This is a genomic window from Pseudomonas sp. TMW22080 (assembly GCF_022496745.1).
Classification (GTDB): domain Bacteria; phylum Pseudomonadota; class Gammaproteobacteria; order Pseudomonadales; family Pseudomonadaceae; genus Aquipseudomonas; species Aquipseudomonas bubulae.
Window position 1 is genome coordinate 310,614 of record NZ_SCFF01000005.1, and the last position, 22,631, is coordinate 333,244.

The following is a 22,631-nucleotide window of genomic DNA, read 5'->3' on the forward strand; positions in this document are numbered from 1 at the left end:
GTCAGAGTGTAGGAAGTCAGGCTGCTAGTGTGCCCGAGTGTTGCGACGCTGTCAGGCCAGTGGGCCGCGAGGGTAGCGTTTGAGCTTTTCTATCAGTTCGCTGCCGGGGATAGGTCGGTCGAACAGATAGCCTTGGCCCACATCACAACGATGGCGGCGCAGAAATGCCAACTGTGCAGCGGTTTCAATACCCTCGGCAACCACTTTGAGTTTGAGGTTGTGGGCCATGGCAATGACGGCGGAGGTGATCTCCATGTCGTTCTGGTTGTCGGGAATGTCTTTGATAAAGCTGCGGTCGATCTTGATGATGTCGATCGGAAATTTTTTCAAGTAGCTGAGCGATGAGTAGCCGGTGCCGAAATCGTCCATGGCCAGGGTCAGGCCCAGTTTTTTCAGTTGGTCGAGTTGCAGGCGGGTGTCGTCGGTGGCTTCCAGCAGCAAGCCTTCGGTCAGCTCCAGCTCCAGCAGCGCAGCCGGTAACTGTTCTTCCTTGAGGATACTGGCAATCGAGGCAACCAGGTCCGGGTCGGAAAACTGCTTGGGCGACACGTTGATCGCTACTTGCAGACTGCCCAGCCCGGCCAGGCTCAGTTGCCGGCTCATCCGGCACGCCTGGCGGGCGACCCATTTGCCGATAGGGATGATCAGCCCGGTTTCTTCGGCCACGCTGATGAACTGATCGGGGCGGATCATGCCGTTTTTAGGGTGGTTCCAGCGCAGCAGGGCTTCCATGCCCAGCAGTCGTCCGGTACGCAGGCACAGCTTGGGCTGGTAGAACACCTCAAGTTCGTTCTGGGTCAGGGCACGGCGCAGGTTGTTTTCGACAAACAGTTTGTAGCTGGCTTCGGCATTCAGGGCTTCGGTGAACACCTGCACCTGGTGCTTGCCGCAGGCCTTGGCCTTGTGCAGCGCCAGGCCTGCGTTGCGCATCAGGGTTTGTGGATCCCGGCCATGCAAGGGCGCACAGGCCACTCCTACCGAGCCGGTGACGCTGATCAACTGGTTGTCGACGAACATCGGTTTGTCGAGGGTCATCAACAACTGGCTGGCAATTTGTTGCCCTGTCGTCAGGTCAGTATCGTCCAGCAATACCGCGAATTCGTTACTGGCAAAGCGCGCCAGCCCATCGCTGGCGCTCAGGCTGTTGCGCAGGCGCCGGGCCAGGCTGATCAGCAGCTTGTCGCCGGTCTGGTGGCCAAGGCTGTCATTGATGCGCTTGAAGTTGTCGATGTCCACCAGCAACAGGCACACCGGCGTGTTGCTGTTGCGGGCGAAGCGTTCATCGAGGTTGCGGATAAAGGCCGGGCGGTTGCCCAGGTTGGTCAGGTTGTCGGTGTAGGCCAGGCGTTCGATGCGCTGCTGCGCCAGCTTGGCCTCGGTGATGTCTTCATAAATACCGATGTAGTGGGTCAGCTCACGGTTGTCGCCATACACCTTGGAAATCGACATCTGCCCCCAGTAGGGTTCCAGGTTTTTGCGTCGGCTCTTGAATTCACCCTGCCAGCTGTTGCCTTTGCTCAGACTGGAGTGAGCATCGAAGAGCAGTTCGCTGAGGTTTTCCAGAGCGGGCAGCTCGGACAGTTTATGGCCCTGGACTTCCTCGGTGCTGTATTGGGTGATGGCGGTAAAGCTGGGGTTTACGTACTCCACCACGCCATCGCAGTTGACCAGCAAAAAGGCGTTGGCACTTTGTTCGACGGCGCGCTGGAACAGGTGCAGGGCGTTGGTGGCGGCGCGGCGGTTGTGGTTGTTGATGACCTGGGCAAACTGGTCGGCCAGCTCGCCGGCGAAGGCGATTTCGTCCGCTTGCCAGGCGCGGGTTCTGCCGACCTGCTCCAGGCACAGGACGCCCACCACCTGACCGTCGATGCGGATACCTGCGTCGAGCATGGCATTGGCTTCGTGCCGGCCCAGGCTGGCCACCAGTTCGCGGGTGCGCGGGTCGCGGCTGGCGTTCGGCGCGTCGATCGAACGGCTGGTGTGCAAGGCTTCCAGGTAGTCGGGGAAGTGGCTGGCATCGAAGATGTCTTGCGCGACATGGGCCTGGGTCTCGCGTTCGAACGCCGAAACAGGCAGCAACCGGTTGCCTTCAAGATTCCACAGGCTGGCACCATCGATTTGATAGATATCGCAGGCGCTGCGGGTGATCAGCTCGGCGGCTTCTTGCAGCGAATTGTGCTGGCTGTAGCGATGACGGGCGAGGCGCAGGATCAAGTCCTGCTGGGCACGCACGCGCTCCAGATGCTGAAGTTGATCCGCCTGGGTACGCTGGTTGAGCGCCAGGGCGATCTGCAGGCGGCTGTTTTGTGTTTCAAGTTCGGCCACCGGGGCGGGCGAAGGGCTGGCAGCGCTGTCTTCAATGGCCAGCAGATAGCCGCGCAAAAAATGTCGATTGTGCTGTTTATAGGCCTCGCCCAGCTCCATCAGGTTCAGTGGGCCCAGGGCGGTGTGCAGGGTGTAATGCACAACGTAGTGGTGGCTGGTCCTGAGCTGATGCTCGATTGCATCGTGCAGGTGATAGCGGGCGCGGGGTTCCATCAGACTGGCGTAAGGCGAGCCAACCAGCGCGCACAAGTCTGCCGCGGGCATGCCGAATTGGCGCTCGCAGTGCGGGTCGAGATAGAGCATGGCCCAGCTGGCTTCATTAAGCCGTTCGAAACGCAGCATGCCGAGCCTGGAAGGTACGGGGAGCTGGGTCACGACCTCGGCTGCCAGGCGCGGGGCAGCATCAGGCTGGCTTTTCATTGGGGGCACTCGCTTCACAAATGCGGATTGCGCACGGGCTGTCACCCTGTCTCTGTGGTAGACGGCAAGGTTGCATCATGCTCGGCGTGCTGACAAGTGAACATAAAGGCTAAGTGCTATAAGGGCTTATCGGCCGGTCGGGGATTTCCTGCAGGCCGATCGGCAAGGTTTGCAGCTTATTTAAGCTCAACAGTTGCGGACTCGATAATCCGGCCCTTTTTATTGTGAAAATCAACCTTGAGTTGTTGGCCGCTAATGCTCAGGCAGACGAAGTTGTCTTCGCTGACCACTCGACTGTTGAGCTTGAGTGAGTAAGTGCCTGTGCCCACGCTGGTCAGGGGGGTGTTGACGAGCAGGTCTCTGACGTTCGCGTACGGCAGCAGTCTGGTATTGCACAGGGGTGAGGACACCACGCTGTGTACGATAAAGTCCGGGCTTTTGTCGTGGGTCAGATGACAGCAGAGCGAGCCATGAATATCGCCCGACACGAACACCACGTTCTTGATGGCGTTGCTGCGAATGGTTTCGAGGATGCGGTTGCGCTGCGCCGCAAAGGCCTTCCAGCCGTCATTGTCGCGCCGTTGGTCGGGCATAAGCATGACGCTGCTGACGATGAACTTGACCCTGGCGTTGCTGTTGATCAGCCATTTGAGCAGTGCCTGTTCCTGAGTGACGCCGATCATGCGTTTGTCACGCCCCGTAAGGGTGCGCTCGGTGCGGCAATCCATGACGAGCCAGTCGATGTCAGCGTTGGCAAACCTGTACCAGTAGCGGGACAGGTTGCGGTTGATGCGCCCGTCGGGCAGCAGGTCGTGGGCCGGGCCATGGCTGCACTGGTAAGCCTCGTAAGCTCTCATGGCGTTGTTGTAGAGCGTTTTATCTCCGGTATCCCGATTGGCTGGCCAGTTATCTTCGATTTCATGGTCGTCGAGGATCATGTAGGTCGCAGTGCCTGCCATTAGCTTGCGGATATGGGGTTGTGTGAAAGCGGCGCGGTATTTTCGGGTGATGCTGGAGTAGTCGCGGTCCGGGGCCACAATATTCAGGTCATCGACATACACCTGATCGCCGGCCATCACCACAGCATCAATGCTTTGCTGGCGGGTCAGTGCATGGATGTTGCCGAAGATTTCGTCCCCTAGGTGCGGAGCAGAAGGGATGCCTGCCGTGAGCCTGAGGTAGCGGCAAGAGCCAACGACATATCGGCGAGTACGGTTGCGTGCAGTTGAGTCGGTCTTGAAGCTGTATACCGTGGCAGGCCATTGAAGCGGGATCTGCTTGACGGTTTCAGTCGTGTGCCCGGGGTTTGCGGTGGCGAACCAGCCAGCCTGGTATTCGTAGCGGGTATCACTGTGCAGAGTGTTCAAGACCAGCGTATCGGACATGTCGAACTCAGGGCTCAGTCTTGAAAACACACCGGCAGACCACTGGCTGTCGCCAGCCTTGCGATGCCGGATACCGGCGAAGACGGCGTTGTTTTTGTCGAGTTCGCCGCGGACAAAAATGCGCGCGTGCTGTGAAGTGGTAAAGCCCACTATCGGGCCAACGGTGGGTGGGATCACATCGAAATCCTTTCTGATGTTTGGGCGATGGCAATCGCGTGGTTCAATTCCTTTGGTTAACGGTAGAAAAGGTTGGGTGGTTGACCCATTCATGGATTCAGCGCTGGGTGTAGTGCTTGAAGGGCAGTGAGTGTCAGAAAAGCCCCTCTCCCTAGCCCTCTCCCAAAGGGAGAGGGGACTGAGCGCACGCAACTTCAAAAACACCGCCAATCAGCTCCCTCTCCCTCCGGGAGAGGGTTGGGGTGAGGGGCTCTTCAAATCGCAGGCAAAAAAAAGCCCCGCCAAATGGCGGGGTTGAGGTACGAGCGTGGCGCTCGGAAAACAGTGCGCTACCCCGGCCTTCAGTGACGAAGGCCGGGGCGTGGCTTACAACAGGATAGTGCGGATGTCGCCCAGCAACTGGCTCAGACGCTGGGTGAAGCGTGCAGCAGCAGCGCCGTTGATCACGCGGTGATCGTAGGACAGCGACAGTGGCAGCATCAGCTTCGGCTGGAAGGCTTTACCGTCCCAGACTGGCTGGATGGTTGCCTTGGATACGCCGAGGATCGCCACTTCCGGTGCGTTGACGATCGGCGTGAAGCCGGTGCCGCCAATGTGACCGAGGCTGGAAATGGTGAAGCACGCGCCTTGCATGTCGTCTGCGGTGAGCTTCTTGTCACGGGCCTTGGCGGCCAGTGCAGCGGCTTCAGCAGCCAGTTGCAACAGGCTCTTCTGATCAACGTTCTTGATCACAGGCACCAGCAGGCCATCCGGGGTGTCAACGGCGAAGCCGATGTTGACGTACTTCTTGCGGATGATCGCTTTGCCGCTTGGCGCCAGCGAGCTGTTGAAGTCCGGCATTTCCTTGAGCAGGTGCGCGCAGGACTTGAGCAGCAGAGGCAGTACGGTCAGTTTCACGCCGGCTTTTTCTGCGACGGCTTTTTGCGCGACGCGGAAGGCTTCCAGCTCGGTGATGTCAGCCTGGTCGAACTGAGTCACGTGCGGAATGTTCAGCCAGCTGCGGTGCAGGCTCGACGCGCCGATTTGCATCAGGCGGGTCATGGCCACTTCTTCCACTTCACCGAAACGGCTGAAGTCGACAGCAGGGATCGGCGGAATGCCAGCACCACCGGTTGCGCCGGCGGCCGGTGCTTCCTTGGCTTTTTGCATCATGGCTTTGACGTGCGCCTGCACGTCTTCCTTGATGATACGGCCGTGCGGGCCGCTCGGAGTGACTGCACTCAGCTCGACGCCGAATTCGCGGGCCAGTTGACGCACGGCAGGGCCGGCGTGAACCTTGCCACCTTTTGGCGCAGGCGCGGCGGCCGGGGCAGGAGCAGCCTCGGTTTTCGCAGCAGGTGCCGGGGCTGCAGGTGCTTCAGCTTTTGCCGGTGCTGGAGCAGCAGCGGCCTGGGCAGGAGCAGCAGGTGCCGCAGCGCCTTGAACCTTGAGCTTGAGGATAAAGTCGCCAGTGCCGACTTCGTCATCCAGCTTGACCGAAATACTCTCAACCACACCGGCGGCTGGCGATGGAATTTCCATGCTGGCCTTGTCGGACTCGAGAGTGATCAAGGATTGATCAGCCTCGACGGTATCGCCGGCCTTGACCAGGATTTCGATGATTTTAGCTTTGCCCGACGAGCCGATATCCGGGACATGAATGTCCTGGATGGTAGCAGCGGCAGGTGCAGCCGGGGCCGCAGGGGCCTCGGCAGCAGGAGCAGCAGGTTTTTCGGCCGCAGCAGGAGCTGCAGCAGGGGCCGGTGCTTCAGGCGCCGCAGCGGCGCCCTCGGCTTCCAGTTCCAGCAGTTCGTCGCCTTCTTTCAGGCGGTCGCCCAGCTTGATCTTCAGGCTCTTGACGATGCCGGCCTTGGGAGCAGGGATTTCCATGCTCGCCTTGTCCGATTCCAGGGTCAGGATGCTCTGATCGGCTTCGATACGGTCGCCGACTTTTACAAACAGCTCGATGACTTCACCGTCGCCGCTGCCGATGTCAGGTACTCGAATGAGTTCGCTCACAAATATTCTCCTCAGCAGTCCAGTGGGTTGCGTTTTTCCGGGTTGATGCCGAACTTGACGATGGCTTCTGCCACCACTTTAGGTTCGATATCGCCACGGTCAGCCAGTGCTTCCAGGGCTGCCAACACCACGAAATGACGGTCTACTTCAAAGAAGTGACGCAGTTTTTTGCGGCTGTCGCTGCGGCCGAAACCGTCAGTGCCCAGCACTTTGAATTCCTTGACCGGTACCCACTGGCGAATCTGTTCGGCGAACAGCTTCATGTAGTCGGTAGAGGCAATCACCGGACCTTTACGGCCGGTCAGGCACTCTTCAACGTAGCTCAGCTGAGGCTTCTGGCCAGGGTGCAGGCGGTTGTGACGCTCTACGGCCAGGCCGTCGCGACGCAGTTCGTTGAAGCTGGTAACGCTCCATACGTCAGCGCCGATGTTGAACTGTTCACGCAGGATGATCGCCGCTTCACGGACTTCACGCAGGATGGTGCCGGAGCCCATCAGCTGAACGTGGTGCGCCGCTTCCTTGGTGTCTTCCTCGAGCAGGTACATGCCCTTGACGATGCCTTCCTCGACACCGGCCGGCATGGCTGGCTGCTGGTAGGACTCGTTCATGACGGTGATGTAGTAGAAGACGTCCTGTTGCTCTTCGGTCATCTTCTTCATGCCGTCCTGAATGATCACCGCCAGCTCATAGCCGTAGGTCGGATCAAAGGTGCGGCAGTTCGGGATGGTACCGGCCAGGATGTGGCTGTGACCGTCTTCGTGCTGCAGGCCTTCACCGTTGAGCGTGGTACGCCCGGCGGTGCCGCCGATCAGGAAGCCACGGGTGCGGCTGTCGCCAGCGGCCCAGGCCAGGTCGCCAATACGCTGGAAGCCGAACATCGAGTAGAAGATGTAGAACGGCAGCATCGGCTGGTTGTGGTTGGAGTACGAAGTACCGGCGGCGATGAAGGAGCTCATGGCGCCTGCTTCGTTGATGCCTTCTTCGAGGATCTGACCTTTTTTGTCTTCGCGATAGAACATCACCTGGTCTTTATCGACTGGCTCGTAGAGCTGGCCGACAGAGGAGTAGATGCCCAGCTGGCGGAACATGCCTTCCATACCGAAGGTACGGGCTTCGTCCGGGATGATCGGAACGATGCGCGGGCCGATTTCCTTGTCCTTGACCAGCTGCGCGAGGATCCGCACGAAAGCCATGGTGGTGGAAATTTCACGGTCGCCGGAGCCGTCAAGGATGGCCTTGAGGGTTTCCAGTGGCGGGGTCGGAATGCTGATGCTCTGTGCGCGGCGCTGAGGTACGAAACCGCCCAGTGCGGCACGGCGCTCGCTCAGGTAACGGGCTTCGGCGCTGCCTGCTTCCGGTTTGAAGAACGGCAGGTTTTCGATTTCGTCGTCTTTGACCGGGATGTCGAAACGATCGCGGAACAGCTTCAGGCTTTCAACATCAACCTTCTTGGTGTTGTGCGCGGTGTTTTTCGCTTCGCCGGCGCCGGTGCCATAACCCTTGATGGTCTTGGCCAGGATAACGGTTGGCTGGTCTTTGTGGTTGACCGCTTCGTGGTACGCCGCGTAGACCTTGTACGGGTCGTGGCCGCCACGGTTGAGCTTCCAGATCTCGTCATCGGACAGATCGGCAACCATCGCCTTGAGTTCCGGCGTGTTGAAGAAGTGTTCACGTACGAACGCGCCGTCTTTGGCTTTGTAGTTCTGGTACTCGCCGTCGATGACTTCGTCCATGCGACGTTGCAGGATACCGTCGACGTCTTTGGCCAGCAGCGGGTCCCAGAAACGGCCCCAGATGACTTTGGTTACGTTCCACTGAGCGCCGCGGAACACTCCTTCGAGTTCCTGGATGATCTTGCCGTTGCCGCGAACCGGGCCGTCGAGGCGCTGCAGGTTGCAGTTGATGACGAAGATCAGGTTGTCGAGGTTTTCACGGCCTGCCAGGGAGATTGCGCCCAGGGATTCCGGCTCGTCGCACTCGCCGTCGCCCAGGAAGCACCAGACTTTCTGGCCAGCAGGGATGTAGCCACGGGCTTCCAGGTACTTCATGAAGCGCGCCTGGTAGATCGCCTGGATCGGGCCAAGGCCCATCGATACGGTCGGGAACTGCCAGAAATCAGGCATCAGCCAAGGGTGCGGGTAGGACGACAGGCCCTGACCGTCCACTTCCTGGCGGAAGTTGTTCATTTGTTCTTCGCTGATGCGGCCTTCCATGAACGCACGGGCGTAAACGCCTGGCGAGGTGTGACCCTGGAAGTAGATCAGGTCGCCGCCGTGTGCGTCGGTCGGGGCCTGGAAGAAGTAGTTGAAGCCGATGTCATACAGGGTTGCGCTGGAAGCGAAGCTGGAGATATGACCGCCCAGGTCAGAATCTTTCAAGTTCGTGCGCATCACCATGGCCATGGCGTTCCAGCGTACCAGCGAGCGAATGCGGCGTTCCATGAACAGGTCGCCAGGCATGCGTGCTTCGTGGGTTACGGGAATCGTGTTGCGATAAGGCGTGGTGATGGCATACGGCAGCTGCGAACCGGTGCGGGTAGCGAGCTCACCCATACGGGTCATCAGATAGTGAGCGCGGTCTTCGCCTTCTTTGTCGAGAACCGATTCCAGGGCGTCCAACCATTCCTGGGTTTCGACGGGATCGAGGTCTTGCATGGCTTGCTCCAGGGCGGATAGGCTTCCAGAATCGGTTGCCTGAGTTTGCGACTGGCCTTGTGGGCAGACGACATAAATTCTTGGATGGCCGGAGGTTGATTCCAGCGGCGTGTAGTTTTACTACAAATCGTCGGCCATTTCAGCCTTTCGAGTGTGTCATGCAGTAGTAAAACTACAGGAATGGTCCTGATGGCCACCTGTTTCGTTGTGCGAAAAATCGATATTGTTGGTGCTTTTATCTGCAATAAGCCGGTGATCTGCGGGCTTGATGCTAAACAAAATGATCTTACAGCTATTTATAACCTTTGTTCGACAGTCGGATTAAACCGCTGTTTCTTCCTGTCACCGTACTCGGCAACACCATAGCCGATCAAGGATAGACCATGAGCCTCCCGTCGCTTGCTCCAATTCCCGGTCTTTTACAGCCACTGGCCAGCCGTGCCGAGCAGTCGTGGCGCACGGCAGTCGCCGGGCTTGAGGGCGGGCACGGGCTTGATGACTGGTCGCCCGAGCGCTGGTCGGCGTTCAGCCGGATCAGTGCGGCCAGCGACTTCTTTATAGAACAGTCTTTGCGTGACCCTTTGATGTTGCTCGAACTGGTGCGCTCGGGTGAGCTGGACCGCACCTTCGCCCCCGGCGAGTTGTGCGGGCAGATTGCTGCTGCCGCGCAGGCCGCAACCAGCGATGACGAACTGGGCCGCGCACTGCGTCGTCAGCGCACCCGCCAGCAAGTGCGGATTATCTGGCGCGACATCAATCGTCAGGCCGACCTGATCGAAACCTGTCGCGATCTGTCGGACATGGCCGATGCCTGCATCGATCAGGCCTATCGCTGGCTGTATCAACGTCATTGCCAGCAGTTCGGCACACCCATTGGCAATCGCAGTGGCGAGCCGCAGGCGATGGTGATCCTGGGCATGGGCAAGCTCGGCGCCGTGGAGCTGAACCTGTCTTCGGACATCGACCTGATCTTTGCCTACCCTGAAGGCGGCGAAACCGTGGGGGCCAAGCGGGCGCTGGACAATCAGGAGTTCTTTATCCGCTTGGGCCAGCGCCTGATCAAGGCGCTGGATCCGATGACGGTCGACGGTTTTGTGTTTCGCGTCGACATGCGCCTGCGTCCTTATGGCTCATCCGGTGCGCTGGTGTTGAGCTTCAACGCGCTGGAGCAGTACTACCAGGATCAGGGCCGTGACTGGGAGCGTTATGCCATGATCAAGGCCCGGGTCGTGGCCGGTGATCAGGTGATGGGCGCGCAGTTGCTCAGCCTGTTACGCCCGTTTGTGTATCGTCGCTACCTCGATTTTTCCGCGATTGAAGCGCTGCGCACCATGAAGCAGTTGATCCAGCAGGAAGTGCGGCGCAAAGGCATGGCTGACAATATCAAGCTGGGGGCGGGCGGTATCCGCGAGGTCGAATTTATCGCCCAGGCATTCCAGCTGATTCACGGCGGCCGCGATCTGAGCCTGCAACAACGGCCGCTGCTCAAAGTCCTGACCATCCTGGAAGGCCAGGGCTACTTGCCTGCAGAGGTGGTCGGCGAACTGCGCGAAGGTTATGAGTTCCTGCGTTACACCGAGCATGCAATCCAGGCCATTGCCGACCGCCAGACTCAAATGCTGCCCGACAATCAGCAGGATCAGGCCCGCATTGCCTTTATGATGGGTTTTGACAGCTGGACCGCATTCCATGAACAGCTGATGGCGTGGCGTGGTCGTATTGACTGGCACTTCCGTCAGGTTATTGCTGACCCTGATGAAGAAGAGGTCATCGACGAAGGCGAGCTGATTGTCGGTGGTGAGTGGTTGCCGCTGTGGGAAGAGGTCCAGGACGATGCCGCAGCCTGCGCGCAGTTGGAAGAGGCCGGGTTTGTCGATGCGCCCAAAGCCCTGAAACAACTGGCGGCCCTGCGTTCCAGTCCGCAACTGCGGTCTATGCAGCGCTTGGGGCGCGAGCGTCTGGATGCTTTTATCCCGCGCTTGCTGGCGCAAGCCGTTGAGCACGCCAACCCTGATCTGGTGCTGGAGCGGGTACTGCCGCTGGTCGAGGCGGTGGCCCGGCGTTCTGCTTATTTAGTGTTGCTCACCGAAAACCCTGATGCTTTGCGCCGTTTGCTGACGCTGTGCGCGGCCAGCCCGTGGATCGCCGAGCAGATCACCCGTTTCCCGTTGCTGCTCGACGAGTTGCTCAACGAGCGCCGTTTGTTCAAGCCGCCGCTGGCCCCTGAGCTGGCCGCCGAGTTGCGTGAACGCCTGACGCGTATCCCCGAAGACGACCTTGAGCAGCAGATGGAAGCCTTGCGCAACTTCAAGCTGGCCCACCGTTTGCGGGTCGCGGCATCGGAAATCTCCGGCAGCCTGCCTTTAATGAAGGTCAGCGATTACCTGACCTGGCTGGCCGAGGCCATTCTGGAGCAGGTGCTGGCCCTGGCCTGGCGCCAGACAGTGGCCAAGTACGGCACGCCACAGCGCACCGACGGCAGCCTGTGCGATCCCGGCTTTATTATTGTCGGCTACGGCAAGGTCGGTGGCATCGAGCTGGGGCATGGCTCGGATCTGGACCTGGTGTTTATCCACGATGGCGACCCGAATGCTGAAACCGATGGCGCCAAGCCCATCGACGGTGCGCAGTTTTTCACCCGTCTGGGCCAGCGGATCATCCATTTGCTCACGGCGCAGACCAACTCCGGGCAGTTGTATGAGGTCGACATGCGCCTGCGCCCGTCAGGCGCTTCGGGGTTGCTGGTCAGCTCGCTAGGTGCTTTTGAGCGCTATCAGGAAAACGAAGCCTGGACCTGGGAGCATCAGGCACTGGTGCGCGCCCGCGTGCTGGTGGGCTGCAAGCAGGTGGGCGCGGCCTTTGAACAGGTGCGCGCGAGCGTATTGGGCCGCGAGCGGGATTTGCCGACCTTGCGTCAGGAGGTCAGCGAGATGCGGGCCAAGATGCGCGACAACCTGGGCACCCGGATTACCGCTGCCGGAACCGCAGAAAACGCCTTCGAGGCAACGGTGCCGTTCGACCTCAAGCAGGACGCCGGAGGTATCGTCGATATTGAATTTATGGTGCAATACGCGGCCCTGGCGTGGTCCAGGGAACACCCGGCGTTACTGCGCTACACCGACAATATCCGCATTCTGGAAGGGCTGGAGCAGGTCGGGCTGATGCCCGCCACCGATGCCAGCCTGTTGCGCGAGGCTTACAAGGCCTTTCGCGCCGTCGCCCACCGGCAAGCCTTGCAGAAGGAAGCCGGGGTGGTCACGGGGGATCAATTTGTGGTCGAACGCCAACACGTACGGCGCATCTGGTCCGAGCTAGGATTGAGCTGATTTGCTGGCTCACACACAGAGTTAAAGCTGTAAGAACGTATCCGGCGGGTCCATAAGGCCCGTCCAATTTGCCTGCCGCCTCGTGGTGCGGGTGCTGGATTCTTTGAGGAGCGTAATGATGTCGATGGCTGATCGTGATGGTGTGATCTGGTATGACGGCAAGCTGGTGCCGTGGCGTGATGCCACGACCCATGTGCTGACCCATACATTGCACTACGGCATGGGCGTGTTTGAAGGTGTGCGCGCTTACGAAACCCCGCAGGGCGCGGCGATTTTCCGCTTGCAGGCGCACACTGACCGTCTGTTCGATTCGGCCCACATCATGGGCATGAAGATCCCGTTCAGCAAAGACGAAATCAACGAAGCGACCCGCGTAGCGGTGCGTGAAAACAACCTCGACAGCGCCTATATCCGCCCGATGGTGTTCTACGGTTCCGAAGCCATGGGCCTGCGCGCCACCGGCCTCAAGGTGCACGTGATCATCGCCCCCTGGAGCTGGGGTGCCTACATGGGCGCCGAAGCGCTGGAAGTCGGAATCAAGGTGCGTACCAGCTCCTTTACCCGCCATCATGTGAACATCTCCATGACCCGGGCCAAGGCCAACGGCCATTACATCAACTCGATGCTGGCCCTGCAGGAAGCGATTTCCGGCGGAGCCGACGAAGCGCTGTTGCTCGATCCGGAAGGCTTTGTGGCTGAAGGCTCGGGCGAAAACGTATTCCTGGTCAAGGATGGCGTGATCTACACCCCGGACGTGACCGCGTGCCTGAACGGCATTACCCGCAGCACGATCCTGACCCTGGCCACCGAGCTGGGGTACAAGTTTGTTGAAAAACGCATCACCCGCGACGAGGTGTATATCGCCGACGAAGCGTTCTTTACCGGCACTGCCGCTGAAGTGACGCCGATTCGCGAAGTCGACGGGCGTCAAATCGGGATCGGCCGCCGTGGCCCGATCACCGAAAAACTGCAAAAGGCTTACTTTGACCTGGTGACTGGCAAGACTACGGACCATCCAGAGTGGCGTACACTGGTCAAGTAATGTCGGCATAGCATCACAGCAGGGAGGCGAATGCCTCCCTTGCTTGTTTATGGAAACTTATGAATATTTTGATCGTTGGGCCCAGCTGGGTCGGTGACATGGTGATGGCGCAGACACTGTTCCAGTGCCTCAAGCAGCGCCACCCGCAGTGCGAAATCGATGTGCTGGCCCCCGAGTGGAGCCGGCCCATCCTTGAGCGCATGCCTGAAGTTCGCAAGGCCTTGAGCTTCCCGCTCGGCCACGGCGCGCTTGAACTGGCCACGCGACGCAAGATCGGCAAGTCCCTCAAGGGCCAATACGATCAGGCAATCTTGTTGCCCAACTCGCTTAAATCGGCCCTGGTGCCATTTTTTGCGGGTATTCCCAAACGTACCGGCTGGCGCGGCGAGTTCCGCTACGGCCTGCTTAACGATGTGCGCAAGCTCGACAAAGAGCGCTACCCGCTGATGATCGAGCGCTTTATGGCCCTGGCCTATGAGCCTGGGGCCGACCTGCCCAAGCCGTACCCGCGCCCTGATTTGCAGATTGACCCGCAAAGCCGTGCCGGCGCACTGGCCAAGTTCGGCCTGGAGCTGGATCGTCCGGTGCTGGCGCTGTGTCCGGGTGCCGAATTTGGCGAGTCCAAGCGCTGGCCGTCCGAGCACTACGCCAAAGTTGCCGAACAAAAGATCCGCGAAGGTTGGCAAGTGTGGCTGTTCGGCTCCAAAAACGATCACGGGGTAGGCGAAGATATCCGTTCGCGCCTGATCCCGGGGCTGCGCGAAGAGTCGGTCAACCTCAGCGGCGAGACCTCACTGGCCGAAGCCATCGACCTGTTGTCCTGTGCAGATGCCGTGGTATCCAACGATTCCGGGCTGATGCATGTGGCCGCTGCGCTGAACCGCCCGCTGGTGGCGGTCTACGGCTCCACTTCGCCAGGTTTTACCCCGCCCTTGGCGGACAAGGTCGAAATTGTGCGGCTGGGCCTCGATTGCAGCCCCTGTTTTGACCGTACCTGCCGTTTTGGCCACTACAACTGCCTGCGCGAACTGATGCCGCAGCCGGTGATTGAAGCCTTGCAGCGCCTGCAGGGTTCACCGGTCGAGGTTAACTAGGTGCGCGTTCTGTTGGTCAAAACTTCATCCCTCGGGGATGTGATCCATGCCTTGCCGGCGCTGACCGATGCGGCGCGGGCGATTCCGGGCATCACCTTTGACTGGGTAGTGGAAGAAGGCTTTGCCGAAATCCCGACCTGGCACCCGGCGGTGGGCAAGGTGATTCCGGTGGCGATTCGCCGCTGGCGCAAAAATATCTGGCAGACCCTCAAGAGCGGCGAGTGGAGCCGCTTCAAGCAAAGCCTGCGCGCCGAAAAATACGACCTGGTGATCGACGCTCAGGGACTGGTGAAAAGTGCCTGGTTGACCCGCTACGTGAAAGCCCCGGTTGCCGGGCTGGATAAAGACTCTGCCCGTGAGCCGCTGGCCAGCCGCTTTTACCAGCGCCGCCTGGCGGTAGCCCGCGGGCAGCACGCGGTTGAGCGTCTGCGTCAGTTGTTCGCGGTCGCGCTGGGCTACGACCTGCCCAAAGGGCTGGGCGATTACGGCCTGGATGTCGAAAAACTGGTTGAGCTGCCGCGCAAAAAGCCCTTCGTGCTGTTTTTGCATGGCACCACCTGGGACACCAAGCACTGGCCCGAAGTCTATTGGCGCGATCTGGCCCAGCGCATGGGCCATCTGGGCGTCGAAGTGCGCCTGCCGTGGGGCAATCCGGCTGAAAAAGCCCGGGCCGAACGCATTGCCAATGGCTTGAATAATGCCGTGGTGCTGCCCAAATTGAATCTGGCCGGGGTCGCCAAGGTACTGGCCAGTGCCAGTGCCTGCGTGGCAGTAGACACCGGGTTAGGGCATTTGGCCGCTGCACTGGATGTGCCGACCATTTCTTTGTTCGGGCCTACCAATCCGGGCCTGACCGGGGCCTATGGCAAGGTGCAAATCCACCTGGCCAGCGATTTTCCGTGTGCGCCATGCCTGCAGAAAAAATGCACCTACACTCCGACTGCACAGGACCAGCAGCGGTTTGATCTGAAAAACGAGTGGCCACTGTGCTTCACCCGTTTGAACCCTGAGCGTGTCGCGAGTCGATTAAGCACGTTGTTACTGGCTGAGGAACTGCGCTGATGCAACTGGCTTTTGTGCTGTACAAATACTTTCCGTTTGGTGGGCTGCAACGGGATTTCATGCGCATTGCGCTGGAATGCCAGAAGCGCGGCCATCAAATCCGCGTCTACACCATGATCTGGGAAGGCGATATCCCGCCCGGATTCGAAGTGCTGGTGGCGCCGGTCAAGGCGTTCCACAACCATACCCGCAATGAAAAAATGCTCGCCTGGATGCAGGCCGATCTGGCCAAGCGCCCGGTAGACCGGCTCATCGGCTTCAACAAGATGCCGGGGCTGGACGTGTACTACGCGGCGGACGGCTGCTTTGAAGACAAGGCGCAAAACCTGCGTCATTCGTTTTATCGCTTTTTCAAGCGCTACAAGCACTTTGCCGAGTACGAGCGCGCGGTGTTCGCCAAGGACGCCAAGACTGAAATCCTGATGATTTCCGAAGTCCAGCAGCCGCTGTTCATCAAACACTACGACACCCCGCTGGAGCGTTTCCATCTGCTGCCACCGGGTATCGCCCTGGATCGCCGCGCGCCGGACAATGCCGCCGAGATTCGCGCCGAGTTCCGACGTGAATTCAATCTGGCAGACGACGACTTGCTGCTGGTGCAGATTGGCTCGGGCTTCAAGACCAAGGGTGTGGATCGCAGCCTCAAAGCGCTGGCGGCCTTGCCGGGTGAGCTCAAAAAACGTACGAAATTGTTTGTAATCGGCCAGGACGACCCCAAAGTCTTTCAATTGCAGAGTGCCACTTTGGGTTTGGGCGATCATGTGCAGTTCCTCAAGGGGCGCAGTGATATCCCGCGCTTCCTGCTGGGCGCCGATTTGCTGATTCATCCGGCCTATAACGAAAACACCGGCACTGTATTGCTTGAGGCACTGGTAGCGGGTTTGCCGGTGCTGGTCAGCGCTGTTTGCGGCTACGCCCATTACATCAGCGACGCCGATTGCGGTCGGGTCCTGGACGAGCCGTTCGAGCAGGCGCAACTCAATGAATACCTGACACACATGTTGTCCGACGACACTGCGCGCGCGGCCTGGAGCCGAAACGGCCTGGCCTACGCGCAGACGGCCGACCTCTACAGCATGCCGCAGCACGCTGCGGATGTGATTCTGGCGGAGCAACACTGATGAAACTGATTCTTGCCGAACCGTTCAAGAGCTTGTGGGCAGGGCGCGATGCGTTCACCGAAGTCGAGCGTCTGGAAGGCGAGGTTTACCGCGAACTGGAAGGCCGGCGTACCTTGCGTACCGAAGTCGACGGGCGCGGTTTCTTTGTGAAAATCCACCGTGGCATTGGCTGGGGTGAAGTGTTCAAGAACCTGCTGACGGCCAAGCTGCCAGTTCTTGGCGCCGGCCAGGAGTGGCGGGCGATCAAGCGCCTGCACGAAGTGGGTGTGCCGACCATGACGGCCGTGGCTTACGGCGAAAAGGGCAACAACCCGGCAGCCCAGCATTCCTTCATCATCACCGAAGAACTGGCGCCGACGGTCAGCCTCGAAGACTTCAGCCTCAACTGGGTCAAGCAGCCACCGCAGCCCAGGCTCAAGCATGCGCTGATCGCTGAAGTGGCACGCATGACCGGCATGATGCACCGTGCCGGGGTCAACCACCGTGACTGCTATATCTGCCATTTCTTGCTGCACACCGACAAACCGGTGACCGCAGACAACTTCCGCCTGTCGGTGATCGATCTGCACCGCGCCCAGACTCGCGCCGTGATCAGCAAACGCTGGCGCAACAAGGATCTGGCGGCACTGTATTTCTCGGCCCTGGATATCGGCCTGACCCAGCGGGACAAACTGCGCTTCCTGCGCGGTTACTTCCAGATGCCCCTGCGCCAGATCCTGCGCGAAGAAGCCCGCCTGCTGGCGTGGCTCGAAGGCAAGGCGAACAAACTCTACGAACGCAAACAGCGTTATGGAGATGCACTGTAATGGCGGGTTGGAATCTGGAACCTGCTTACAGTGCGTTGGCGTCTGATTTTGGCAGTCTGGAGGCAGTATTTGCCTTGCAGGGGGAGCATCTGACGCGCGATCCGCTATCGGAAGTCATCCGTGTGCAGCGCGATGGCGTGAATTATTACGTCAAGCGCTACACCGGGGCCGGCAAGGGCCTGCGCCGTTATCTGGGCCGCCCGCGGGTCAAGTCCGAATGGCAGAACCTCAAGCGCTTCGCCAAGTGGGGTATCCCCACGGCCGAGGTGGTGGCTTGGGGCCTTGAACGCAGTGGGTTCGCCTACTCCCGTGGCGCCATGATCACCCGCGAACTGCCCAATACCCGGGATTTGTCAGAGTTGGCGGACAACCATGATCCGCTGCTCAAGGATCGTGCCTGGGTAGATTGTGTCAGCCGTCAGTTGGCGCGTTATACCAAGACCATGCATGACCATCGCTTTACCCATAACGACCTGAAATGGCGCAATTTGCTGATCGATGAGCAGCCCAAGCTGTTTTTGATCGATTGCCCCAACGGCGATTTCTGGCGCGGCTTCTGGCTCAAATACCGCATCACCAAAGACCTGGCGTGCCTCGATAAAGTGGCCAAGTACCATTTGTCCTACACCCAGCGTTTGCGTTTCTATTTTCAATACACCGGGCGCACGACGCTCAATGCGGCGGATAAGGAACGTGTCCGTCATATCGTGCGTTTTTTCGAGGGCCGGGAATGACAGACTTTATGGCAGACGCCGACCGGGCATTGCTTGAGCGCAATGGCCTGGCTGACTTTGATGCCCTGTGGGCCGTGCAGCTGGAAGCGGTGGACGAGCCCAATACCAGTGGTGGTGGCTGGAGTAGCGTGTTTCGCATGGATCTTGAAGGTCAGGGCTATTACCTCAAGCGTCAGAGCAATTACCTTACGCGCACGCTGCACAGTCCGCTGGGCGAGCCGAGTTTTGCCCGCGAATTCCGTAATATTCAGCGCTATAAGCACATAGGTATTCCTGCGCTGGAAGCGGTGTTTTTTGGTGAGCGAAAAGTGCCGGGCGAGCGTCGTGCAGTGCTGATGACCCGTGCGCTGGACGGTTGGAATGACCTCGACTCGCTGCTCGAGCAATGGCCGCAACTGACCACAGAGCAGCAGCAGGCGATTTTGCGCGAATGCGGCCAATTGGCTCGTCGGCTTCACGCTGCGCGGCAGGTGCATGGTTGTTTTTACCCCAAGCATATCTTCCTGCAGGCCGATGGCGCGGGGGGGTATCGCGCTCAATTGATCGATCTGGAAAAAACCCGGCCCTTGTTGCTGGGCCAGCGGGACAGGGTCAAGGACATTGAGCCGTTGTTGCGTCGGGCCGATGTCTGGAGCGAAGCAGAGGTGCGCGCCTTGCTCGCTGCTTATCTGGAACAGCCCGTCGACAGTTCCTTGGTCGATGCCTGGCTGACGCGACTGTATGTGCGGCGCAATCAAAAAGGGGGGCGCTGATGCGTTTGTCCGAACTGCTGAAGGCTGGCCGTGCGCCAGGCTTGCCGCTGAGTATCGAACTGGCCGACGCAGCAGGGCCTGCGCAATTGCAACTGCTGACCTTGCTGCGGGTATTGCCGGGCCAGCGTTATGTCGGTGCCGGGGTGTGGCGCGGGCGTACCGTGCTGGCCAAGATGATGGTCGGCAACAAGGCTGCGCGCAACTTTCAGCGCGAGCTGACCGGGGTGCGTCTGCTGGCTGAACAAGGCTTGACCACGCCGCAACTGCTGGCCGATGGCTTGCAGGAAGGTGAGGGGGGCTGGTTGCTGTTCGAGTACCTGGAGGGCGCTCAGAGCTTGGGCGATGCCTGGGATGCAGTCGCGTCGTTGCCGGTGCTGGCTGATGAACAAGTGGCCGTACTTGCCGAGGCTTTGACTGCCATCGGGCAGATGCACCGCAAGGGTCTGTGGCAGGAAGACCTGCATCTGGACAACCTGTTGCGTCAGGACGGCAAGCTGTATTTGATCGATGGTGCAGGCATCTGTGTCGAAGAGGCAGGCAAACCGCTGTCGCGGCAAAAAGTGCTGGAAAACCTCGGCGTGTTTTTTGCCCAGTTGCCCAAAAGCCTTGAGCCGTTTATCGAAGAATTACTCGTGCACTACCTGCTGAGCAACGGCGAGCATGCCTTGCCGCTTGAAGCGCTGCTCAAGCAGGTCGAGAAAGTCCGTGCCTGGCGCCTGAATGACTTTTTGAACAAGGTTGGCCGTGATTGCTCGTTGTTCAGCGTGCAACACGGGGCGTTTGCCCTGCGTGCCGTGCTGCGCGAAGAAGAGCCGGCGATGTTGCCCGTTTTGGCCAGGGCTGATGCGTTGCTTGATCAGGGGCATCTGTACAAGACCGGTGGCGCGGCCAGTGTCGGCAAGGTTGAAGTGGCGGGCCGCATGCTGGTGGTCAAGCGCTATAACATCAAGGGCTTTGCCCACTGGCTCAAACGTTTCTGGCGCCCGAGCCGGGCCTGGCATTCATGGCGTGAAGGCAATCGTCTGGCGTTTTTGGGGATTGCCACGCCTAAACCGTTGGCAATGCTGGAGACCCGTTTTATGTGGTTGCGGGGCAAGGCGTATCTGGTGACGGAGTTTTTGCCGGGGCCGGATATCATCGAGCGTTTTGCGCCGTATGTTGAGCACGGAGATGCGCCCGAAGCCGAATTGATGGCTTTGGAGCGGTTGTTTGCCGATTTGATCCGCGAGCGTATCAGCCACGGTGACCTCAAGGGCCATAACGTGTTCTGGGATGACGGGCGCTGGGCGCTGATTGATCTGGATTCGATGTGCCAGCATCGCTCATCGAGCAGCTTCGCTGCAGCGTACGCCCGCGATCGTGCACGCTTTATGCGCAACTGGCCGGTGGGCAGTGCGTTGTATCAGGTGATTGACGGGCGATTGCCGACAAACCCTGACTGAAGCCTAGCCAGGACTTTCTGTGGGAGCGAGCCTGCTCGCGAATGCTCTTCGCGAGCAAGCCCGCTCCCACAGGGGCGTGCCCGTGCTGTCAGAAGCTGTACTGCGCCCCGGCTCCGGCATACCACGAGCGGCCCGGCGCAGCTTCGTAGTAGCGGCTGTTGGAGTCGCCGACAATCACCGAACCCACATACTGACGGTCCAGCAGGTTGTCCAGACGCAAGGTCTGGTGGAAGGTCCAGTGCTCGATCTTCTGTTCAAACTTCGCCCGCCAGTTGAATACGGTATAAGCAGGTGCTGCCTTGGCGGTGTTGGTGTCTTCCACATATACCTTGCTGCGGTACATGCCTTCAATAGCCGTACTGACCCAGTCGGCCGGCTTCCAGTTCACCTCGGCAAACAGCGTGGTCTGCGGTACGCCCGGCAGGTAGTTGCCTTTGTCTACGGTACCGCTGGTGCTGGCGAAGTCGCTGTCGTAGGTGGCTTGCAGGCGAGTGTAAGCGAGGGTTGAGGTCCAGTGTTCTGCGAGCTGGCTCTCTACACCCAGTTCAAAGCCCCGGCGCAAGGTGCGGCCGGCGTTCTGGTAGGTCGTACGGCCACCGGTATTACTCAGCACCACCAGTTCATCTTCTGTGGTGATCTGGAATATGGCCGCATTGATCCGCGTATTGTTGAGCTGCGCCTTGAGGCCCATTTCATATTGGGTGCTCTCGGAAGGTTTGAGGCCGAAATTGAAGCCCTGGCCGTTGGGCGAGTATGCCAGTTCGGCCTGAGTCGGCGTTTCAAAGCCTTTGCCTGCACTGATATAACCATGCAGCTCGGGGGTAAAGGCATACATCACGCTGACGGATGGCGTGGCCTTTTCGTAACGCTTGGTGCCACTGGCGTCGCCGTTGCTCAAAAATTGATCATCGACGTCCATCTCCATGGTGCTGTAGCGCAAGCCGGCCTGTACCGTCCAGTTGTCCAACGCCCAGTTGGCCTGTACATACGGGTCGAGACTGCGAGCGGTATCTACTTCATCACGCACCAGTGCGCCTTTGACCCCCAGCTCACTGCCGATAAAGTTTTGATAACCGTGGCGGCTGTCCTGGCTCTGATCGAAGTCCAGGCCGCCAATCAGGGTCAGATCGCCCGGTACACCGTAGACCGGTTGCATCCAGCGCAGGCTGCCGCCGTAGAACTTGCGATCGAATTGCACGACACCGCCGCCCTGTTTATTGCTGGCTGCTGTGGGCGGAATCGCCAAATACTGAATAACGCTGCGCGTACCGGTATAGGCATTGACCTGCAGGGTAGCGTCACCGATATAGCGCTCGTAGTTCAGGCCCAGTTGCTGATGGTCGATGCTCTTACGGGTGTTGTAGGTCAGGGCGTTTGGCGTTACCGAGCGCGGGTCGGCCTTGTAGGCTTCCCAGCTTTGGCCCAGCGGATCCTGTGTGCCGTTTTGCTCAAGGCTGCTGTAGATCAGCGCCAGCTTGCTGTCTTCGTCGGGCTTGAGATTGAGCTTGGCGAAGGTCTGGTCCCGGCGTGCGGCGCTGTGGTCGCGGTAGCCGTCGGTGTCCATGCGTGAGGCATCAAGCACAAAGCCGACGTCGTCGGTGGCGCCCTCGGCGGTCAGGTGGTTCTTGCTCATGCCGTCGCTGCCGACCAGAGTCTCGGCGCCAATGCGCGGCGGGCCCTCGCCGTCGCGGGAGAACATTTGAATCACGCCACCGGCGTTACTGCCATACAGGGTTGCCGCCGGGCCGCGCAGCACTTCAATGCGCTCGGCGGTATCGAGGTTGAAGGTTGCAGCCTGGCCCTGACCGTCGGGGGTGCTGGCCGGTATGCCGTCGGCAATCAGCTTGATGCCGCGCACCCCAAACGCCGAGCGGGCACCAAAGCCACGGGAAGATATTTGCAGGTCCTGGGCATAGTTCTGACGGTTTTGCACCACCAGCCCCGGTACACGGGACAGCACCTCGGATGCATTGATGCCCAGTTGGCCATCCTGGATTTGCTCCTGATTGATACTGTCCACCGAGTACGGCAGGTCAAAACTCGGGCTGGCGCTGCGCGAGCCGGTGATGACACTGGGATCCAGCTCCAGGGTTTCGGCGCAGACGACAGGTGCCAGGCACAGGCCTGGCAGTAACAGGGCAAGGTGAGCAGGTGTGAAATATTTCATGGGCAAATCGGGTTCCGTGTGACGCGACCCGTCCAGGGCGACGGGGGGAGGCTAGCAGAGGGCGCGCAGTTTAGCGGCTGAGGTGCGGATATCCAGCAAAACAAGTGACAAGGACGCGCTGAGCCG

At 59.7% G+C, this 22,631-nt stretch carries 14 protein-coding genes; 9 read left to right on the plus strand and 5 right to left on the minus strand.

The features are described from left to right. Nucleotides 1-51: 51 nt before the first annotated feature. From EQV96_RS18480 to aceE, 4 genes are all read right to left on the minus strand, one after another. Complete coding sequence (locus EQV96_RS18480; RefSeq protein WP_095000900.1) at nt 52-2,745, minus strand: EAL domain-containing protein; 2,694 nt, start codon at nt 2,743-2,745, stop codon at nt 52-54. Nucleotides 2,746-2,921: 176 nt separating this feature from the next. Further along, a complete protein-coding gene (locus EQV96_RS18485) occupies nt 2,922-4,307 on the minus strand; it encodes an alkaline phosphatase D family protein (protein WP_240882236.1) in 1,386 nt (461 codons plus the stop codon). A gap of 366 nt (nt 4,308-4,673) precedes the next feature. Beyond that, nucleotides 4,674-6,305 (minus strand): dihydrolipoyllysine-residue acetyltransferase, encoded by a 1,632-nt coding sequence (gene aceF / locus EQV96_RS18490; protein WP_095000902.1) that lies wholly within the window; start codon nt 6,303-6,305, stop codon nt 4,674-4,676. A gap of 11 nt (nt 6,306-6,316) precedes the next feature. Continuing rightward, complete coding sequence (aceE, locus tag EQV96_RS18495; RefSeq protein ID WP_095000903.1) at nt 6,317-8,959, minus strand: pyruvate dehydrogenase (acetyl-transferring), homodimeric type; 2,643 nt, start codon at nt 8,957-8,959, stop codon at nt 6,317-6,319. Between the two features lie 383 nt (nt 8,960-9,342). Between aceE and glnE the strand changes: the two genes are divergently transcribed. The 9 genes from glnE (at nt 9,343) to EQV96_RS18540 (ending at nt 20,338) form a co-directional block, all read left to right on the plus strand. Beyond that, a complete protein-coding gene (gene glnE, locus EQV96_RS18500) occupies nt 9,343-12,285 on the plus strand; it encodes a bifunctional [glutamate--ammonia ligase]-adenylyl-L-tyrosine phosphorylase/[glutamate--ammonia-ligase] adenylyltransferase (protein ID WP_240882237.1) in 2,943 nt (980 codons plus the stop codon). Nucleotides 12,286-12,403: 118 nt separating this feature from the next. Then, nucleotides 12,404-13,327 carry a branched-chain amino acid transaminase gene (locus tag EQV96_RS18505; RefSeq protein ID WP_095000905.1) on the plus strand — a complete coding sequence of 308 codons (924 nt, stop codon included), beginning with the start codon at nt 12,404-12,406 and terminating at the stop codon, nt 13,325-13,327. A gap of 59 nt (nt 13,328-13,386) precedes the next feature. Next, entirely contained in the window at nt 13,387-14,421 is a 1,035-nt protein-coding gene (waaF, locus tag EQV96_RS18510; RefSeq protein ID WP_095000906.1) for a lipopolysaccharide heptosyltransferase II, read from the plus strand. Further along, nucleotides 14,422-15,483 (plus strand): lipopolysaccharide heptosyltransferase I, encoded by a 1,062-nt coding sequence (gene waaC, locus EQV96_RS18515; protein WP_095000907.1) that lies wholly within the window; start codon nt 14,422-14,424, stop codon nt 15,481-15,483. Further along, nucleotides 15,483-16,604 carry a glycosyltransferase family 4 protein gene (locus tag EQV96_RS18520; RefSeq protein WP_095000908.1) on the plus strand — a complete coding sequence of 374 codons (1,122 nt, stop codon included), beginning with the start codon at nt 15,483-15,485 and terminating at the stop codon, nt 16,602-16,604. Before waaC ends, EQV96_RS18520 begins: the two co-directional genes overlap by 1 nt. Further along, the gene (gene rfaP / locus EQV96_RS18525) at nt 16,604-17,410 is read left to right on the plus strand and encodes a lipopolysaccharide core heptose(I) kinase RfaP (RefSeq protein WP_095000909.1); all 807 of its coding nucleotides are present in this window, start codon (nt 16,604-16,606) and stop codon (nt 17,408-17,410) included. The genes EQV96_RS18520 and rfaP overlap by 1 nt, the downstream gene beginning before the upstream one ends. After that, complete coding sequence (locus EQV96_RS18530) at nt 17,410-18,144, plus strand: lipopolysaccharide kinase InaA family protein (protein ID WP_095000910.1); 735 nt, start codon at nt 17,410-17,412, stop codon at nt 18,142-18,144. The genes rfaP and EQV96_RS18530 overlap by 1 nt, the downstream gene beginning before the upstream one ends. Beyond that, nucleotides 18,141-18,896, plus strand: a complete 756-nt coding sequence (locus EQV96_RS18535) for a lipopolysaccharide kinase InaA family protein (RefSeq protein WP_095000911.1) — start codon at nt 18,141-18,143, stop codon at nt 18,894-18,896. The genes EQV96_RS18530 and EQV96_RS18535 overlap by 4 nt, the downstream gene beginning before the upstream one ends. Next, the gene (locus tag EQV96_RS18540; RefSeq protein WP_169916138.1) at nt 18,896-20,338 is read left to right on the plus strand and encodes a lipopolysaccharide kinase InaA family protein; all 1,443 of its coding nucleotides are present in this window, start codon (nt 18,896-18,898) and stop codon (nt 20,336-20,338) included. The genes EQV96_RS18535 and EQV96_RS18540 overlap by 1 nt, the downstream gene beginning before the upstream one ends. Nucleotides 20,339-20,426: 88 nt before the next feature. Here EQV96_RS18540 and EQV96_RS18545 read toward each other — a convergent pair whose 3' ends face one another. Beyond that, nucleotides 20,427-22,505, minus strand: coding sequence for a TonB-dependent receptor (locus EQV96_RS18545; protein ID WP_240882238.1), 2,079 nt, complete (start codon nt 22,503-22,505; stop codon nt 20,427-20,429). Nucleotides 22,506-22,631: the final 126 nt, after the last annotated feature.

Bases quoted from the DNA above. Each gene is read 5' to 3' on its own strand.
- EQV96_RS18480 (WP_095000900.1), bottom strand. From the start codon at position 2,745: ATGAAAAGCCAGCCTGATGCTGCCCCGCGCCTGGCAGCCGAGGTCGTG.
- aceE (WP_095000903.1), bottom strand. From the start codon at position 8,959: ATGCAAGACCTCGATCCCGTCGAAACCCAGGAATGGTTGGACGCCCTG.
- glnE (WP_240882237.1), top strand. From the start codon at position 9,343: ATGAGCCTCCCGTCGCTTGCTCCAATTCCCGGTCTTTTACAGCCACTG.
- EQV96_RS18505 (WP_095000905.1), top strand. From the start codon at position 12,404: ATGTCGATGGCTGATCGTGATGGTGTGATCTGGTATGACGGCAAGCTG.
- waaF (WP_095000906.1), top strand. From the start codon at position 13,387: ATGAATATTTTGATCGTTGGGCCCAGCTGGGTCGGTGACATGGTGATG.
- EQV96_RS18520 (WP_095000908.1), top strand. From the start codon at position 15,483: ATGCAACTGGCTTTTGTGCTGTACAAATACTTTCCGTTTGGTGGGCTG.
- rfaP (WP_095000909.1), top strand. From the start codon at position 16,604: ATGAAACTGATTCTTGCCGAACCGTTCAAGAGCTTGTGGGCAGGGCGC.
- EQV96_RS18530 (WP_095000910.1), top strand. From the start codon at position 17,410: ATGGCGGGTTGGAATCTGGAACCTGCTTACAGTGCGTTGGCGTCTGAT.
- EQV96_RS18535 (WP_095000911.1), top strand. From the start codon at position 18,141: ATGACAGACTTTATGGCAGACGCCGACCGGGCATTGCTTGAGCGCAAT.
- EQV96_RS18540 (WP_169916138.1), top strand. From the start codon at position 18,896: ATGCGTTTGTCCGAACTGCTGAAGGCTGGCCGTGCGCCAGGCTTGCCG.
- EQV96_RS18545 (WP_240882238.1), bottom strand. From the start codon at position 22,505: ATGAAATATTTCACACCTGCTCACCTTGCCCTGTTACTGCCAGGCCTG.